Origin of the sequence: Mycobacterium angelicum (assembly GCF_002086155.1) — a bacterium.
GTDB classification, from domain to species: Bacteria; Actinomycetota; Actinomycetes; order Mycobacteriales; family Mycobacteriaceae; genus Mycobacterium; species Mycobacterium angelicum.
The window spans coordinates 1-18,184 of the sequence record NZ_MVHE01000050.1 but is presented as its reverse complement, the minus strand read 5'-3'; the positions used below and the strand labels follow the sequence as shown (position 1 = coordinate 18,184).

General features: G+C 66.1%; 5 protein-coding genes. 2 read left to right on the top strand and 3 right to left on the bottom strand.

Annotated features, from left to right (window positions below; genetic code table 11):
- The first annotated feature begins 238 nt into the window (after positions 1-238).
- Positions 239-1,990: an AMP-binding protein gene (locus BST12_RS21790; protein ID WP_083115316.1), complete on the top strand. Its 1,752-nt coding sequence runs from the start codon at positions 239-241 to the stop codon at positions 1,988-1,990.
- 21 nt (positions 1,991-2,011) lie between these two features.
- Here the strand turns inward: BST12_RS21790 and BST12_RS21785 are convergent, their stop codons facing one another.
- The 3 genes from BST12_RS21785 to pks2 (BST12_RS21775) are packed head-to-tail and all read right to left on the bottom strand — an operon-like array spanning position 2,012 to position 13,289.
- Entirely contained in the window at positions 2,012-5,569 is a 3,558-nt protein-coding gene (locus BST12_RS21785; protein ID WP_083115314.1) for an MMPL/RND family transporter, read from the bottom strand.
- A 9-nt stretch (positions 5,570-5,578) separates the two neighbouring features.
- Complete coding sequence (locus BST12_RS21780) at positions 5,579-6,895, bottom strand: glycosyltransferase (RefSeq protein WP_083115312.1); 1,317 nt, start codon at positions 6,893-6,895, stop codon at positions 5,579-5,581.
- A gap of 37 nt (positions 6,896-6,932) precedes the next feature.
- The gene (gene pks2, locus BST12_RS21775) at positions 6,933-13,289 is read right to left on the bottom strand and encodes a sulfolipid-1 biosynthesis phthioceranic/hydroxyphthioceranic acid synthase (protein ID WP_083115310.1); all 6,357 of its coding nucleotides are present in this window, start codon (positions 13,287-13,289) and stop codon (positions 6,933-6,935) included.
- Positions 13,290-13,844: 555 nt separating this feature from the next.
- Between pks2 (BST12_RS21775) and pks2 (BST12_RS21770) the strand changes: the two genes are divergently transcribed.
- Positions 13,845-18,184 (top strand): sulfolipid-1 biosynthesis phthioceranic/hydroxyphthioceranic acid synthase (gene pks2 / locus BST12_RS21770; protein WP_083115349.1); only part of this gene is annotated, 4,340 nt, incomplete at its 3' end.

The following is an 18,184-nucleotide window of genomic DNA, read 5'->3' as shown; positions in this document are numbered from 1 at the left end:
GTACATCAAATCAGGTTTGGCGTGTGCTGCAAAGGACATGAAAGATTCGGTGTGCCGCCTCTTGCCACTGGCCCCCTGATCCATGTGTGCGTGCCGGCTGGCACCGGTAAAGTACTTACTCACGCCATGACGGCGGGAGATGGTGTCAGACACAAGGTCTGGTACTGGGGGGACACCGGGGCGGCGTGCCGGCCGGTTCCCGGTTCTCAAGAGAAACATTCCTAGCGAAGGTAGTCTGATGTCCGTGGCTGAATCCTCAATTTCTTCTGTGCTGCGCGAGCGCGCGAGCATGCAGCCGAACGACACCGCATTTACCTATATCGATTACGACCAGTCATGGGACGGTGTCGAAGAATCGCTGACGTGGTCGCAGTTATATCGGCGCACGCTAAACCTGGCCGGACAGCTCAGGGAAAATGCCGCGGCCGGTGATCGTGCGGTAATTCTTGCGCCGCAGGGACTCGAATACATCGTCAGTTTTCTTGCTTCGCTGGAGGCCGCGACTATCGCAGTGCCGCTTTCGGTTCCGTATGGCGGCGCCGCCGACGAGCGCACCACATCCGTGTTGGCCGATACCTCGCCCGCTTTGATCCTCACGACATCCTCGGTGCGCGAATTCGTCGACCCGTATCTGGAGCCGCAGGCTGGTCAAAGGACGGCAACGGTAATCGACGTCGACCGCTTGGATCTGGACGGAAGGCCCGGCCCGGGATCCCGCGGCAGCAGCAGGGACAGGTCCGAAACCCTGTATTTGCAGTACACTTCCGGATCTACCCGCACACCGGCCGGCGTAATGGTGTCGAATAAGAATCTGTTCGCCAATTTCGAGCAAATCATGTCCGGTTACTACGGGGTCTACGGAAAGGTTGCCCCGCCCGGATCGACGGTCGTTTCGTGGCTGCCGTTTTATCACGACATGGGTTTCGTATTGGGGATCATTGTGCCGGTGTTGGCGGGTATGCCGGCCAAACTGACCAGCCCCGTTGGATTCCTGCAGCGACCGGCCCGGTGGATGCAAATGTTGGCCACCAACACACTTGCTTTCTCGGCCGCGCCGAACTTCGCATACGATTTGGCGTCGCGCAAAACCAAAGACGAAGATATGGCCGGTTTCGACCTGAGCGGTGTCCATAGCATCCTCAACGGCAGCGAACGGGTGCAGCCGGTGACCCTGAAGCGATTCATCGACCGGTTCGCCCCCTTCGGATTCGACGCGAGGGCGCTACGTCCCTCCTATGGCATGGCGGAGACGACGGTCTACGTGGCGACTCGCAAAGCCGGTGAACCACCGAAAGTCGTCAGCTTCGATTCCGAGCAGTTGCCCGAGGGCCGGGCCGAGAAGACCGAAAGTGAAAGCGCCACACAACTAGTCAGCTACGGCGTGGTGGACACCCAGCTGGCGTATATCGTCGACCCCGACACCTGCATCGAATGCCCGGAAGGGACGGTGGGCGAAATCTGGGTGCATGGCGAGCACGTCGCCGCCGGCTACTGGCAGAAGCCGGAGTTGTCGGAGCGCACCTTCAACGCCAAGATCGTCAACCCGTCGCCCGGCACTCCCGAGGGGCCGTGGCTCAGGACGGGGGATTCGGGCTTTCTCTCCGACGGCGAGCTGTTCATTCTGGGCCGCATCAAGGACCTGCTGATCGTGTACGGGCGCAACCACTCACCCGACGACATCGAGGCGACCATCCAGGAGATCAATCCGGGCCGGTGTGCGGCGATTGCCGTTCCCCAGGACGGAGCCGAGAAGCTGGTCGCCATAATCGAGCTCAAGAAGAAGGACGAGTCCGACGAAGAGGCGGCCGAGCGACTCGGCTTAGTGAAACGCGAAGTGACGTCGGCGATTTCGAAGTCTCATGGCCTCAGTGTGGCGGATCTGGTGCTGGTGTCCCCGGGTTCCATTCCGATCACCACGAGCGGCAAGATCCGGCGTGCGCAGTGCGTCGAGCTGTACCGCCGCGAGGAGTTCACCCGCTTAGACGCGTAGGACGCGTAGCCGTGTGGCTGCTTAGTCGTGCGCGGCGCCGTTGCCATTGGTGTGGCCATTGGTGTGGCCAAAGCCGTTGGCGGGCCGGGGGTTTGGGCCGAACAGCGGCAGCGCATGAGTTGCCAGATCGTCGACGGACTCGTTGGCGTGGCCATGCCCATTGTGTGGTCCGCCCACCAGGCTGAACAGCGGTAGTGGCTGCTCGGCCGCTACCTCGGCCGGCTGCCCGCCGTTGCCCCCGGTGCTCTTGGGTTTCGCCGCCGCCTTCTTTTTTGCCTTCTTGCGCATATCTTCGCTGAGTTGCGGCAGGCCGACAGGCCCGAACAATGGCAACGCGTGGCCGCCCAGGTCGTAGAGCGGGGTTTTGCCGTTGTCCTTGAACAGGATTGGGAAATCCAGCTTGGTCATCGGCAGGCCCTTGACAACGACCGGGACGCCGCCGGACGGTCTCGCCGCCGGTGCTACCCGCTTCACCGGCGGCATCGGTGGGGGGGTCCGCAGTGCCAGGCCGGGAATGTGCTTCGCCCACGGCACCCGGCGGTTGAGCTTGCGCACCCAGGGCGGCTGGGGCTTGAACCGGCGGTTGTTGTTCGTGCCGAGTTTCGAAGGCCACCAGTTGGCCTGGCCGATCAGCGCGGCCAGGGCCGGCACGGTAACGGTGCGCACCAGGAACGTGTCGAGCACAATCCCGATGCCGATGGTGAACCCGGCCTGGGCCATCGTGTTGATGCTGGCGACCAGCAGACCGAACATCGACGCGGCGAAGATAAGGCCCGCCGACGTGATCACACCGCCGGTCGAACCCACCGTGCGGATGACGCCGACGCGCACGCCATGTGGTGACTCGTCCCGGATCCGCGAGATGAGCAGCATGTTGTAGTCGGCGCCGACCGCGACCAACAAAATGAATGACAGCCCGGGCAGGCTCCAGTGCATTTGCTGACCCAATATCAGCTGAAACACGATGACGCCGAGACCTAGAGCCGACATATAGGAAACCAGCACCGAACCGATGAGATACAGCGGCGCGACGATGGCTTTCAGCAGGATGGCCAGAATCAGGAACACGATGATGATGGTCGCGATGACGATGAACCGGATGTCGCCGTTGTAGTAGTCGCGGGTGTCCCGAAGGCCGGTGGGGATACCCGCCACTTCGATCGTGGCGTCCTTCAGTTCGGTGTTCGGTTTCGTCGAGTTTGCTTCAGCGACAATCTTGTTGATCTGATCCATCGCTTGGGTGGTGAACGGGTTGAGCGCGCTCTGGACAAGATATCGCGCTGCGTGCCCGTCGGCCGACAGGAAGATCGCCGCGCCTTTTTTGAATTCGTCGCGGGTCATGATCTGCGGCGGAATGTTGAAGCCCGCCATCGACGGCTTGCTCGCGTCGTGCTTCATGCCGAGCAGGAATGCGGAGGCCTCGTTGAGGCCGGAGCCCATCTTCTTGGTCTGGTCGACCAATTGCTGCACGCCTTCGGCCAGCGCGGCACTGCCTTCGGCAAGGGCATTCGCGCCGGCCTGCATTTGGGCCAGCTTGGCGGGCAGGCCGTTGACGTCTTTGAGAAGTTGGACGACTTGCCTCAGCTGGTCGTCCAGTTTGCCCACCGTCTCAGCGAGGGTCTGGTATTCCTTCGTCTGCTGCAGGGTGACGGCCAGCGCCGCGATCGACTTGAGCAGACCGTTGTTGTTGGCCTCGACAATCGCCGAGAGCTGAGCGCGCGAGCGCACGCACGCGGGGTCCTTATTGCAGGTGGGGCTGGAATTGAGGGCCGTCACCATCGGGTTGGCCCAGACCGCGGTCTGTTCGGCATCCGCGATGGTCCCGCTCAAGTTGGTGCCGAGCGCGCGCATTCGGCCGACGTAATTGGACGCCTTGTCGAGCTGCTGGATCGTCTTGTCGCCACCGATCAGGACCACCATCGCCTGCAGCGTGCCGACCAGTCCGCTGGCGCTCGCGACGGCCCCGTTGACTTGATCGCGAACCTGGGCCAGGGCATTCGCCAATTGGTGGGCACCGCCGGCCAACGTATCCAGGTCGCCCCCGTGGGTGGCGATCGCGTCGGAGGCCTCGTTGAGTTTGCCGCCGACTTCACCCGCCTGGAAGGACACCTTGGTCTGCTCCAGCGGTTCTCCGTTGGGCCGGGTCAGACCCCGCACCATCACGATGTCGGGCAGTTGGCTGACCCGGTGGGCCATCATCTCGAGGTCGGCAAGAGCGGCCGGTGTTCGCAGGTCGACGGGTGCCTGGACGAACAGCATCATCGGCGTCATCGAATTCTGCGGGAAGTGGCGATCCATCGCCTTGTACCCCATAACGCTTGGAGTGTCCTGCGGCACGGTCTTGAGATCGTCGTAGTTGAACTGAATCAGCCCCGCACTGCTCGCCAGGATCGCGAGCACGATCAGACTCGCCACCAGGTGGCTCTTGGGCCGGCGCACAATGCGCGTTCCGGAAATACGCCAGAAACGAGAGGTCAGGTCCTTTCGCGGCTTGATCCAGCCGCGCCGCCCGATCAGGACGAGAATCGCGGGGAGCAGGGTAACCGCGGCCACCAGCGACACCACGATCGAGACCGAAATCGCCGGCCCGACGGCCGAAAACACCTCCAGCTTGGTGAACACCATCGCCATGAACGTGACCGCCACGGTTGCCGCCGAAGCGGCGATCACCTTGCCGATCGACATCAACGCCTTCTTGACGGCCACATCGGACGTCTCACCGTGACGCACGTAGTCGTGGTAGCGGCTGATCAAGAAGACGGCGTAGTCGGTGCCGGCCCCGATCATCACCGCGCTCATGAAGATGAGGGCCTGCAAGTTCACCGGCATGCCCACTTCGGCCAGACCGGACAGGACGCCCTGCGCGCCGGCCACCGACAAACCGATGGTGGCCAGTGGCACCAGCATCGTCACGATATTTCGGTAAACGATCATCAGAATGACCAGCACGCTGACGACGGTGCCGATCTCGATGAGCTTGACGTCTTCTTCGCTGTGGACTTTCAGGTCGTAGATGGTGGCAACCGGCCCACTCAGGTAGGACGTCAGCGTGGTTCCGGCGACGGTTTTCTTGGCGATGTCAGCGACGTGCAGCAGTGCCGTCTGAGTTTCCGGGGCGGCCCCGTCGCCAGGGAAATTGACCGGGAGAATCCAGGCCTTCTTGTCCTTGCTCTCCATGACTTCGCGAACAGCCGGCTGGCTGAGGAAGTCCTGTACCGACATCTTGTCCTGCGTGTTCTGGTGCAAGTTGTCGACCAGTTTGCGGTAGGTCTCCTCGTCCTCGGGGGTGAGACCCTTCTCGTTGGTCAAGACGATCATCAGGAGGGAACCCCCACCTGTTTCCTTGAACGCCTTGCCCATTTCGCGGGTAACTTTCATCACCGGCGCGTCGGCCGGCAACGGGGCCTGCTCGCGTTTTGCGGCCTGCACCGCCAGCGGCGGAAGTGTCAGCGCCATCGCGGCGACCACAGCGATCCAGGCACCGATAACTAACAGCGGCCACCGGACGACCAGTTGCCCCAGCCGGTCGAAGATTCCCCCCGGCTTGGCCTCGTCGTGCGAACGCTGATGTTCCGGCACTTGTCAACCCTATATTTCGTGCCTGATTCGGGTGGGCGAATCAGATTCCACGCCCGTGACTGTGATCTTTGCGTGACCTTGCGTTTCCGGATCCGTTCCGGCGCGGGCGGTTTCTTCCAGCAGATCGGCCGTGGTGGTGATGCTGTCGGCCGCTTTGGTCATCTGAGCGGCCACCTGGCGTGCCCGGATGCGATATTCGGGCGCGAGCACGGTACGCAGATTCTTGGCCAGCGATTTGCGCGTGGCGGCCGGGAAACGCCGCGCCAAGCCCACCTTGAGTCGTTGCACTTGGGCCGCCCAGAGCGGTTGTTCAGCCGCAATCCAAAGCACCAATGTCGGGACTCCGGCTCGCATGCCGGCGGCTGTGGTGCCGGCGCCGCCGTGATGGACCACCGCGCGGCACAGGGGAAACACGGCCGAGTGGTTCACGGCGGGGACAACCTTGACGTTGTCATGCTTGGTCACGACGTCGAAATCGCTTACCCCGGAGCAAATCAACGCTCGCTCGCCCAACTCGGCGCAGACATCGCTGATCATGGCGACCGCGTCGGCGGGGGAGTCGACCCGCATGCTGCCCCAGCCGAAGTAGATCGGCGGCGTTCCCGCGGCTATCCACTCGGCGACCTCGTCGTCGGTTTCGGTAGGCAGCCCCAACGTCAGCACTCCGACGAACGGCCGCCGCCGGTCGCCCCACTCGGCGGCCAGCCCGGGGAAGTAGATGTCGTCGTAAGCCTGGATCTCCAAGGACTGCTCGGCGATCCGATTCGCCGACGACACTGCCGTCGGCGCCAGGCCCAGCTGGCGGCGCTGGGTGTTTTCGGTGCCCTTGCACATCCGCCAATAGAGCCAGTCGAGCAACCTCATCGTGGAGCGCATCAAAGGAGCGGGCACGTAGGGGACGAGGTGCCCATTGGGCCGGTGCGGGAAGTGGTGCAGCGCGGCCATCGGAATGCCGTAATGCTCAGCGACATTGGCGACGACACCCTGGTAGGTCTGGCCGGACACGAGCAGGTCCGCCCCGTCGGCGAGGGACACCAGGGCGGAACTCATCTCCTCCCAGCCCCAGGTGAGGTATTCGGCGCCCTCGCGCCAGATAGTGGCCGGGCTGCGAACCTTCCACGGGTTGCGGAAGATGTCCTCGTCCAGCTGCGCTACCGAGTCAGGGCCGTACGGCACGCCGGTAAGCCCGACCGATTCGATGAATCCCAGCAGGTTCGGCGGCACCGCCATGGCGACCTCGTGCCCTCGTCGGCGCAGCTCCAAACCGATTGCGGCGCAAGGCTCGACATCTCCACGGGTGCCGTGGACCGCCAGCACGAACTTCATCGGCCGAACCAGGCTCTTGGGGCTCGATCGGCCACCGTCATGTCGCCGCGGGCTCACGCTCGGCGGTCAACTTCTCGCACACCAGATCCGCCAGACCCCGCACCGTGGTGTTGATATCGGTTGCGGTAACCCGTATTCCGGTCTCGGCCTCGATGTGGGCGCGCAGCTCCTGGCTGCTCAGCGAGTCCAGGCCGTATTCGGTGAGCAGCCGGTCGGCGTCGATGGTCCGACGCAGCGTCAGGCCGATTTGCTCGGAGAGCATGCGCCGCAGGCGCGTCGGCCATTCTTCGGGCGACAGCTCGTTCAGCTCCATGAGGAATTTGCTTGTGCTGGAACGGCTTTGCCCGGCGGACTGGAACATCTCCGCGAACGGGCTGCGGTGCCCGAAGGCCGTCAGCCACGGCGACGGGATGACCGGTGCATAACCCGTGTAGGCACGGTCGTGGCGCAGCAGCGCCTGGAACGCGTAGTCGCCCTCCTCGGCGCTGATCGCGGTGTCGCGCCAGTAGGCGAAAGCGGTGCCTTCGCCGCCCACGTCCAGCGCGGCGTCGTCGCCGGCCTCGGCCCGGATCGCCGCGGCGCGACCGACGTCGGACCACAGCGCCCACCCGATCGAGGTGGCCGGAAGCCCCTGGGCCCGCCGCCAGTAGGTGAATGCGTCCAGCCAGCTGTTGGCCGCGGCGTAGGCACCCTGCCCGGGCGAGCCCAGCAGGGCAACCGCCGAGGAGAACAAGCAGAACCAGTCCAGGGGCTGCTCAAGCGTGGCCTGGTGTAAATTCCACGCGCCGTTGACCTTTGGCACCCAGTTGCGGTCGAGCAGCTCGTCGGTCATGTTCTCCACCATGGCGTTGTCGAACACGGCCGCGGCGTGTAGGACACCGCGCACCGGAAGTCCGGTCGCGGTGGCCACCGACACCAAGCGCTCTGCGGTGGCGATGTCGGCGATGTCGCCGCACTCCACCGCGATATCGGCGCCCATCGCGCGGATGAGCTCGATGGTCTCCTGCGCCTTCGCATTCGGCTGGGAGCGGGAGGTGAGCACGATGCGGCCACAGCCGGCGGCGGCCATCTTCTCGGCGAAGTAAAGGCCCAGGCCACCCAGACCGCCGGTGATGATGTAGGAGCCGTCACCACGGAAGACTTGTGCCTGCTCCGGCGGCAGCACCACACTGCTCTGCCCGTCGTGTGGCACGTCGAGCACGAGCTTGCCCGTGTGTTCCGCCGCGCTCATCAGGCGGACAGCCGTGGCGGCGTCGGCAAGCGGGTAGTGCGTGGTTTCCGGGAGTGGCAATTCACCGGTTGCGACGAGCCGGTACACCGTCCCCAGCAGGTTGGCCACCCTCTGTGGGTGGCTCTGCGCCATCAGTGCCAGGTCGACGTAGTGGAACGTGAGGTTGCGCCGGAACGGGAGCAGACCCAACCGGGTGTTCCCGTACACGTCCTGCTTGCCGATCTCCACGAAACGCCCGCCGATGGACAGCAGCTCCAGACCCGCGCGCTGAGCGGGACCGGTCAACGAGTTCAGCACGATGTCGACGCCGTAGCCGTCGGTGTCGCGGCGAATCTGCTCGGCGAACTCCAGGGTGCGCGAGTCGTAGACATGCTCAATTCCCATGTCGCGCAACATTGCTCGTCGCTGCTCACTGCCCGCGGTGGCGTAGATCTCGGCGCCGGCCGCCCGAGCGATCGCGATCGCCGCCTGCCCGACGCCGCCGGTGGCGGAGTGAATCAGCACCCGGTCGCCGGCAGCGATCCTGGCCTGGTCATGCAGGCCGTACCAGGCGGCGGCGTGTGCGGTGGTTACCGCGGCCGCCTGGGCGTCGGTCAAGCCCGCCGGCAGCGGTGCCGCAAGCCGCGCGTCGCAGGTGACGAACGTCGCCCAGCAGCCACCGCTGGAGAAGCCGCCCACATGGTCACCGACCCGGTGATCGGTGACGTCAGGTCCCACCGCAGTCACCACCCCGGCGAAGTCCATGCCGAGCTCCGCGACCTCGCCTTCGAAGCTGGGGTACCGGCCGAAGGCGACCAGGACGTCAGCGAAGTTGATGCTGGACGCGCTCACCGCGACCTCGATCTCTCCAGGGCCCGGGGGCACCCGGTCGAAGGCCGCCAGCTCCAGCGTTTGCAGGTCGCCCGGGGTCCGGATACGCAGGCGCATACCGGCTTCCGCGTGCTGAACGACGGTGCTCTGACGCTCCTCGGGACGCAGCGGGGCGATGCTCAGCCGCGCGGTGTACCACTCGTCGTTGCGCCAGGCCGTCTCGTCTTCGTGCAACTCGGCCAGCAGCAGCTGGCGCCCAACCTGCTCGGCGCCGGTCTGGTCGTCGACGTCGATGTGGGTGACCTTCATATGCGGGTGCTCGGCACTGATCACCCGCAGCAGCCCGCGCAGACCGCCCTGCTCCAGATTGGGACGATCGCCCTCCAGCACCGCCTGGGCGTTTCTGGTCACCACGTAGAACCGGGGTGACTGGCCCAGGGTTTCCAAAAGTTCGCGGGCGATGCGCACCACATGCTTGACGTATTCGCCGCCGCGGCTGGGCGACTCCGAGTCGGGGTTGCCGTTCTGCGGCGCGGTGAGCACCACCACGCCGGTGAATCTCCCGGCATCCAACTGGTCGCGCAGCTGGCCGGCCCTGGCCAGATGGTCGGACTGCTGCGGCCAGGACGTGGTCGTGCACTGCGCGTCGTGCAACTTCAGTGCGTCGGTCAACTCGGTCGCCACCAGCTCCGTTGCATCCGAAGTGCTGATCAGCAGCCAGGTTCCGGCGTCGTCCTGGTTCATTTCGGGCAGCTCGCGCTGATGCCACTCCACCGTCAGCAACCGCTCGTTCAGCACCCGGTTGCGCTCGTTGCTTTCGGAGGCACCGGTGCCGATCTCGAGTCCGCGGATGGCCAGCAAGACCGTTCCGTGCTCGTCCAGCACGTCGAGGTCGGCTTCGATGTTGACGCCGCAGGCGGCCACCGTCGCATGGCAGTACCGGGCGGTGCGCGCCGAGCCATAGGCACGCAGCCGGCGAAGACCCAACGGCATCAACCGGCCACCATTGCTGGCGTTGCGGATGCTGGGATGAACCGCGACCGCTTGGAAACATGCATCCAGTAGCACCGGGTGCACGCCGTAGGCGCCCTGCTGGGTGCGGATCGCGCCCGGCACGGCGACCTCGGCCAGCACCGTGTCACCGGGGCCTTCGGGGGTGTGCACGCTGGTCAGGCCGGTGAAAGCCGGGCCGAATCGGCGGCGGCCCCGCTCGTCCATCCACTGCCGGATCTCGTGGCCGTCAATGCTTTCCGGGTGGCTGGCCAACAGCTCGGCGATGTCCTTGGCGGCTGGCCGCTCGTCATCCTCGTCGGTTTGTGGGGCCGCGTGCAGCATCGCGGAAGCCTGTCGGGCCCGTTCGCCGTCCTGGGTGGTCTCCACCGCGAATTCGACGACACCGGGCGCCACGGCCGTCGCAGTCACACCGATCGGGGTCTCGTCACGAACCAGCAGCATCTGCTCGAAGCGGATGTCGCGGACTTCGGACGCCTCGCCGAGAACGGTTCGGGCCGCGGCCAGCGCCATCTCGCAGTGCACAGCCACCGGAAGGATGGTCGCGTCGTATACCTGGTGGTCGCCCAGCCACGGCTGTGCGACGGTGCCGACCTCGCCTTCCCAAACGTGGCGCTCCGGCTCCTCTTGCAGGCGGACGTGCGCCCCCATCAACGGGTGTACTGCGACCGTCCACGCGCCATTCGCCCGCGAATCCTGGCCGTCGGTGGTCAGCATCAGCGAGCGATGGGTCCAGGCCGGCAACGGCGCGTCCACCAGTTGGCCGCCGGGGTAGAGCACCGAGAAGTCCACCGCAGCGCCGGCCGCATACAAATCGCCCACCAGCCCACGCAGCCCGTAAGGCAGCGGCTGCTCGCGCCGCATTCCGGCCAGGGCTGCGACCGCGATGTCCAGGCTGCGGGCGGTCTGATCGACCGCGTGCGTCAGCAGCGGGTGCGGGGACAACTCGGTGAAGACCCGGAAGCCGTCCTCGAGCGCGGCATGTACGGCGGCGGCGAAGCGCACCGTGTGCCGCAGGTTGTCGGCCCAGTAGTAGGCGTCGCAGTAGGGCTCCTCGCGCGGGTCGAAGGAGGTGGCCGAGTAGTAGGGGATCTCGGGGGACAGCGGAGTGAGGTCGGCCAGCGCCTCGGTCAGGTCGTCGAGGATCGGGTCGACCTGCGGGGAGTGTGAGGCGACGTCGACGGCCACCTCGCGGGCCATGATGTCGCGCTCTTCCCAGATCGCCACCAGATCGCGCACCGTCTGGGTGGCCCCGCCGATCACCGTGGACTGCGGCGAGGCCATCACGGCGACGACGGCGTCGTTGACGCCGCGCGCCACCAATTCCGAAAGTACTTGCTGGGCAGGCAGTTCCACCGAGGCCATGGCGCCGCTGCCGGAGATGCGGGTCATCAGCTTGGAGCGCCGGCAGATCACCCGCACACCGTCTTCCAGGGACAGTGCACCGGCGACGACGGCGGCGGCGGACTCGCCCATGGAGTGGCCGATGACCGCTCCGGGCTGTACGCCGTAGGACTTCATCGTCGCCGCCAGGGCGACCTGCATCGCGAAAATGGTGGGCTGGACCCGGTCGATGCCGGTGACCTTCTCGGGCGCGGTCATCGCCTCGGTCACCGAGAAGCCCGACTCCGCGGCGATCAGCGGCTCGAGTGTGGCGATGGTGGCGGCGAACACCGGTTCGTTGGCCAGCAGGTCAGCACCCATCGCCGCCCACTGCGAACCCTGCCCGGAGAACACCCACACCGGGCCGCGGTCATCGTGACCGACCGCGGGCAGATACGGAGTTTCGCCCTCGGCGACCTCACGCAATGCGTTGGACAGCTCGGGTGCCGTGGCGGCCAGCACGGCGGTGCGGACCCGCCGGTGTCCACGGCGGCGCGCCAGCGTGTACGCCAGATCCGAGGTCGCGAGGTCGGTCCCCTGTGCGTCGACCCAGTCGGCAAGGCGCGCAGCGCTTTCCGCCAGTCCTTCGGGTGAGCTGGAAGACAGCGGGAACACCAGCGCGCCCTCGAGGCCCGCTGCGGTGTCTTCCGTTGCGGGTGCGGCAGTGTCGGGAGCCTGCTCCAGGACGGCGTGCACATTGGTGCCCGAAAAACCGTACGACGAGACCGCTGCTCGCCGCGGTTGGTTCTCAGCGGTGGCCGGCCACGGCGTAACCTCTTGCGGCACAAAGAGATTGGTTTTTATCTCGGCGAATTCGTCGGGTAGTTGGCTGAAGTGCAGGTTCTGCGGGACAACACCGTGCTGCAGGGACAGGACCGCCTTCATCAGCCCCAGCGCACCGGCAGCCGACTGAGTGTGGCCGAAATTGGTCTTGACCGACGCCAGCGCACAGGGTCCGTCGGTGCCGTACACCTCGGCCAGGCTCGCGTATTCAATCGGGTCGCCCACCGGGGTGCCGGGGCCGTGCGCTTCCACCATGCCGACCGTGGTCGGGTCCACGTCCGCCGCGGCCAGTGCCGCCCGGTAGGCCTCGACCTGCGCCGGGCGCGACGGCGTCACGACATTGACGGTGTGGCCGTCCTGGTTGGCGGCCGTGCCACGCACCACTGCCAGAATCCGGTCACCATCGGCCAGCGCATCCGGCAACCGCTTGAGCAACACCACGACACAGCCCTCGCCGGCCACGAACCCGTCGGCTGCGACGTCGAACGCGTGACACCGTCCGGTCGGGGAAAGCATGCCGATGGCGGATCCCGAGGCGGACTTGCGGGGTTCGAACATCACCGAAGCGCCGCCTGCCAGCGCAACGTCGCTTTCGCCGTCGTGCAGACTGCGGCAGGCCAGGTGGATAGCGGTCAGGCCGGACGAGCAGGCGGTATCGACGGTAATCGCGGGACCGTGCAAGCCCAGGGCGTAGGAGATGCGCCCGGAACCCATGGCGAAACTGTTACCCATATATCCGTACGGCCCTTCGAGGGCCTGGGCGTCGGCATGGACGAACTGGTAGTCGTCATGCATCAATCCCATGAACACGCCGGCCCGCAAGCCACCCATGGTGTCGGGAGCCAGACCGCCGTGCTCGATGGCTTCCCAGGCACTCTCCAGCAGCAAGCGATGCTGCGGATCCATCGCAGTCGCTTCCTTTTCGGTGATCCCGAAGAACTCCGCGTCAAAGTCGGCGACGTTGTCCAGGAAAGCGCCCCATCTACACACCGTGCGTCCGGGCACGCCGGGCTCGGGGTCGTAGTACTCGTCGACGTCCCAACGGTCTGGGGGAACCTCGGTGACCAGATCGTCGCCGCGCAGCAACGCCTCCCACAACTGATCGGGTGACTCAATGCCCCCCGGCAGCCGGCACCCCATGCCGATGACGGCAATCGGAGTAACTTTCCTATCCACGGTGGTTCACCTCTCGTAGCTGCTTCAGTTCTTATCAGTGGCTTCGACTTCGTCTCCGCGATTTCGGAGGAAACCGCCTCGACTGCGATCCGGGCTGAGGCAACGCCGTCGCGACATGCGCGAGCCACCGCATCCGAAGCCCACCCCTAGTCAATGAAGTGATCAGCAGCCTAGTCGGTTGCCTTCATCCATGTGGAAAAATCGTGCGGACGTACCAAAATTTGCTGGGACGCTCGTCCGGGGTCCGAAGCCGTGCCGTTCAGCAACTCCGCATCCGCAACCTGGGCCTATCGGCCCGCCCAAGTCGGCCGGGCGGCGACTCGATTTCCGCAGGCCGCCAGCAAATTTTTTGTACGTACGCACGATTTTTCCGCGGCTGTGAAGCCGAGCCGCTAGGCTCGACAGGCCAAGGACTTGTCGTTGGCTTCGAGGGGGGTCGTTGGGTTATGCGGGCTGGAGGCCGCGGTTTTTTTCCGGCACGTAACGCATGTCAGCGATGTTCCTCGAACCGCTGATACGAGCTCGAACCCAGTGGTAAGAACCTGAAGCATAAGTATGGAGAGAAGGACCGTGGATAGGACGCGCGTAACTCCTGTTGCCGTTATCGGTATGGCGTGCCGGCTGCCGGGGGGCATTGACTCGCCTGACCAGTTCTGGGAGGCGTTGCTGCGTGGGGACGATCTGGTCACCGAGGTTCCGCCCGAACGCTGGGACATCGACGAGTACTACGACCCTAAGCCGGGCGCCCAGGGCCGGTCGGTGTGTAAATGGGGATCGTTCCTCGACAACGTCGGCGACTTCGACGCCGACTTCTTCGGGATCTCCGAGAACGAAGCCACCGCGATGGATCCACAGCATCGTCTGCTGCTGGAAACCGCTTGGGAGGCAATGGAACACGGCGGTTTGACGCCGGAAGTGACGGCCAGCTCGCGCACCGGCGTCTTCGTCGGATTGCTGCACAGTGACTACACCTTCGTCCATGCCGACGGGTTGGCCCTCGAGGGGCCCTACGGGAACACCGGAACCAATGCCTGCATGGCGTCCGGACGGGTGGCCTACGCCATGGGGGCACACGGTCCCGCGGTCACCATCGACACGGCGTGCTCCTCGAGCTTGTTTGCTGTACACCTGGCCGCCCGTAGCCTGAACGACGGCGAAAGCGACGTCGCCTTCGCGGCCGGCGTGTACGTGATGCTGGAACCGCGCAGGTTCGCATCGGGCTCGGCGCTGGGCATGCTCTCGGCGTCGGGACGCTGTCATTCATTCGACGTCGCGGCCGACGGATTCGTGTCCGGCGAGGGCTGCGTGGTGTTGGCGCTCAAGCGGCTGCCCGACGCACTTGCCGCCGGTGACCGCATCATGGCCGTCATCCGTGGCACGGCCGCAAACCAAGACGGCCACACGGTCAATATCGTGACCCCTTCTGCCAAAGCGCAATCCATGGTCTACCGCGACGCATTGGCCGCGGCCGGCGTGGACCCCGGCACGGTCGGTCTGGTCGAGGCGCATGGCACCGGGACCCCGGTGGGTGACCCGATCGAATATGCAAGCCTGGCAGAGGTTTACGGCGTCGACGCTCCCTGTGTGCTCGGCTCGGTGAAGACCAATTTCGGACACACGCAGTCGGCCGCCGGAGCGCTTGGCGTGATGAAGGCGGTCCTGGCCCTGCAGCATGGGGTCGTCCCGCAGAACCTGCATTTCACCGAGCTGCCCCATGACGTCGCCGAGATTCAAACCAATCTTTTCGTGCCGCAGGAGATTACGCCGTGGCCGACGGCCGCGGCGGAGGCCCCCCGGCGGGCAGCGGTGTCGTCATACGGCATGTCGGGAACCAATGTGCACGCGATCTTGGAGCAGGCCCCCGAACCCGTTGCCCCGGAAGATGTCTCGACCACCGCCGGCATAGATGGTCCGCTGGTGTTCCCGCTGTCGGCCAGCTCCGAGGACGGGCTGCGCCAAACGGCTGCCCGGCTGGCCGATTGGGTGACCGAGCGCGAGGCTGAGGTCGAGCTGGCGGATGTGGGCTTCACGCTCGCTCGCCGGCGCGGGCACCGGCCGGTGCGCACGGCCGTCATCGCCGATAGTCCCGCGCAGCTGGCGGCGGCGCTGCGTGAGGTTGCCGAGGGCGAGACCCCTTATCCGCCTGCGGTCGGTCAGGATGACCGCGGTCCGGTGTGGGTGTTCTCCGGGCAGGGTTCGCAGTGGGCGGCGATGGGGGCTGACCTGCTGGCCAGCGAGCCGGTGTTCGCCGCCACCATCGCCACGCTCGAGCCGCTGATCGCCGCGGAGTCGGGCTTCTCGGTGACCGAGGCGATGACCGCGCCCGAGAAGGTCACCGGCATCGACCGGGTCCAGCCCACCATTTTCGCGATGCAGGTCGCCCTGGCGGCGACGATGAAGTCCTACGGCGTACAGCCCGGAGCGGTCATCGGCCACTCGTTGGGGGAGTCCGCGGCTGCGGTGGTCGCCGGTGCGCTGTCACTGGAAGACGGTGTGCGGGTGATCTGCCGGCGCTCCAAGCTGATGACCCGCATCTCCGGCAGCGGCGCGATGGCGTCGGTGGAACTGCCTGCCCAGCAGGTGCTTTCGGAGTTGATGGGCCGCGGCATCAACGACACCGTGGTTGCGGTGATGGCGTCGCCGCAGTCGACGGTGATCGGCGGGGCCACCCAGACGGTGCGCGATCTGGTGGCGATCTGGGAAGAGCGCGACATCATGGCCCGCGAGGTGGCCGTCGACGTGGCCTCGCACTCCCCGCAGGTCGACCCGATCCTCGACGACTTGACCGAGGCGCTGGCCGACCTCACTCCGCTGTCCCCGGAGGTGCCCTACTTCTCGGCGACCTCCTTCGACCCGCGTGATGAGCCCTACTGCGACGCCTACTACTGGGCCGACAACCTGCGGCACACGGTGCGCTTCGCCGCGGCGGTGCAGGCCGCGCTCGAGGACGGCTTCCGGGTCTTCACCGAGCTGTCGCCGCACCCGCTGCTGACGCACGCGGTGGATCAGACCGCCCGCAGCCTGGATATGTCGGTGGCCGCTTTGGCCGGTATGCGGCGCGAGCAGCCGCTGCCTTATGGGCTGCGTGGGCTGGTGGCTGATTTGTATGCGGACGGCGCTGCGGTGGACTTCTCGGTGCTCTACCCCAGTGGTCAGCTGGTGGACGCGCCGCTACCCGCCTGGTCGCACCGCCGGCTGTTCCTCAACGACAAGACGGAGCGCCGCACCGGCGGCCATATCGTCGCCGTACACCCGCTATTGGGCTCCCATGTGCGGCTGCCCGAGGAGCCGGAGCGCCACGTTTGGCAGGGCGAGGTGGGTACCGAGGCGCAGCCTTGGCTCGCCGATCACCAGATACACAGTGCCGCAACGCTTCCCGGCGCTGCCTACTGCGAGATGGCGCTGGCCGCAGCCGCCACCGTGTTGGGTGAGGCATCCGAGGTTCGCGATATCCGCTTCGAACAGCTGCTGCTGCTTGACGAGCAGACTCCCGTCGCCGCCACCGCAACGGTGGAGGCGCCCGGTGTCGTTCCGTTCCTGGTGGAAACGCTGCAAGACGGGGAACGCGCGCGGCGTGCCTCGGCCACGCTGCACGCCCTCGGGCAAACCGGCCAAGACGACCGGCCAGCGGCCTACGACATGGACGCGCTGCTCGCGTCGCATCCCAACCCCGCGGCAGGCGACGAGCTTCGGCACGAGTTCGACGCGCGCGGTATCCAATACGGCCCGGCTTTCACCGGCCTGGTGACGGTGCACACCGCTCAGGAGAGCGGCGGTACCACCGTTTTGGCCGAACTATCCGTACCGAGCTCGGTCCGGACACAGCAGGGCGCCTTCGGCGTGCATCCGGCACTGCTGGATGCCTGCTTCCAGTCGGTAGCGGCGCACCCCAGCGTCCGCAACGCCGGCAACGGTGGCCTGCTACTGCCGCTCGGTGTTCGCCGATTGCGTGCCTACGGCCGCGCCCGCAACGCCCGGTATTGCTACACGACGGTCACGGCGTGCGGCTCGGGTGTGGAAGCCGACCTGGACGTGTTGGACGAGCGGGGTGCAGTGCTGCTGTCCGTGCGCGGTCTGCAGCTTGGCACCAGCGCCAGTCCAGGTCATGAGCGCGACCGTGTGCTGGGGGAGCGGTTGCTGACCATCGAGTGGCAGCAGCGCCAGCTGCCGGAGAACAGTCATGCCGAGCCGGGCACCTGGCTGTTGATCAGCACCTCTGACGCCACCGACCTGGTGGCCACCGAGTTGACCGATGCGCTGAAGTTGCACGACGCGCAGTGCACCACGATGGCCTGGCCGCATCAGGCAGACCACGCGGCTCAGGCCGCGCGGCTGCGCGGCCAGTTCGAAGCCGGCGGGTTCAGTGGTGTGGTCGTGCTGACCGCGCCGCCCACCGGGGACCCGGACTTTGAGTCGACCGTGCATGCCGGTGAGAACGTCAAGCACTTGGTCCGCATCGCACGCGAGCTCCCGGAGATCGAGGGCCAGGCGCCCCGGCTGTATGTGTTGACCCGCAACGCTCAGCCAGTGCTTGCCGACGACCGCGCCAATCTCGAGCAGGGCGGCTTGCGTGGGCTGCTGCGGGTGATCAGTGCCGAGCACCCGCACCTGAAGGTGAGCTACATCGACGTCGATGAGGCGACGGGCACCGAGTCGGTGGCCCGCCAACTGCTGCTGGCCGAGTCGGACGAAGACGAGACCGCTTGGCGCCACGACGAGTGGTACACGGCGCGGCTGTACCCGGCCCCGCTGCTCCCCGAGGAGCGCCAGACCACCGTCGTCGACCACGCCGACGCCGGCATGCGCCTGCAGATCCGCACCCCCGGCGACCTGCAAACGCTGGAGTTCGCGGCGTTCGACCGGGTGCCGCCGGGGCCTGGGCAGATCGAGGTGGC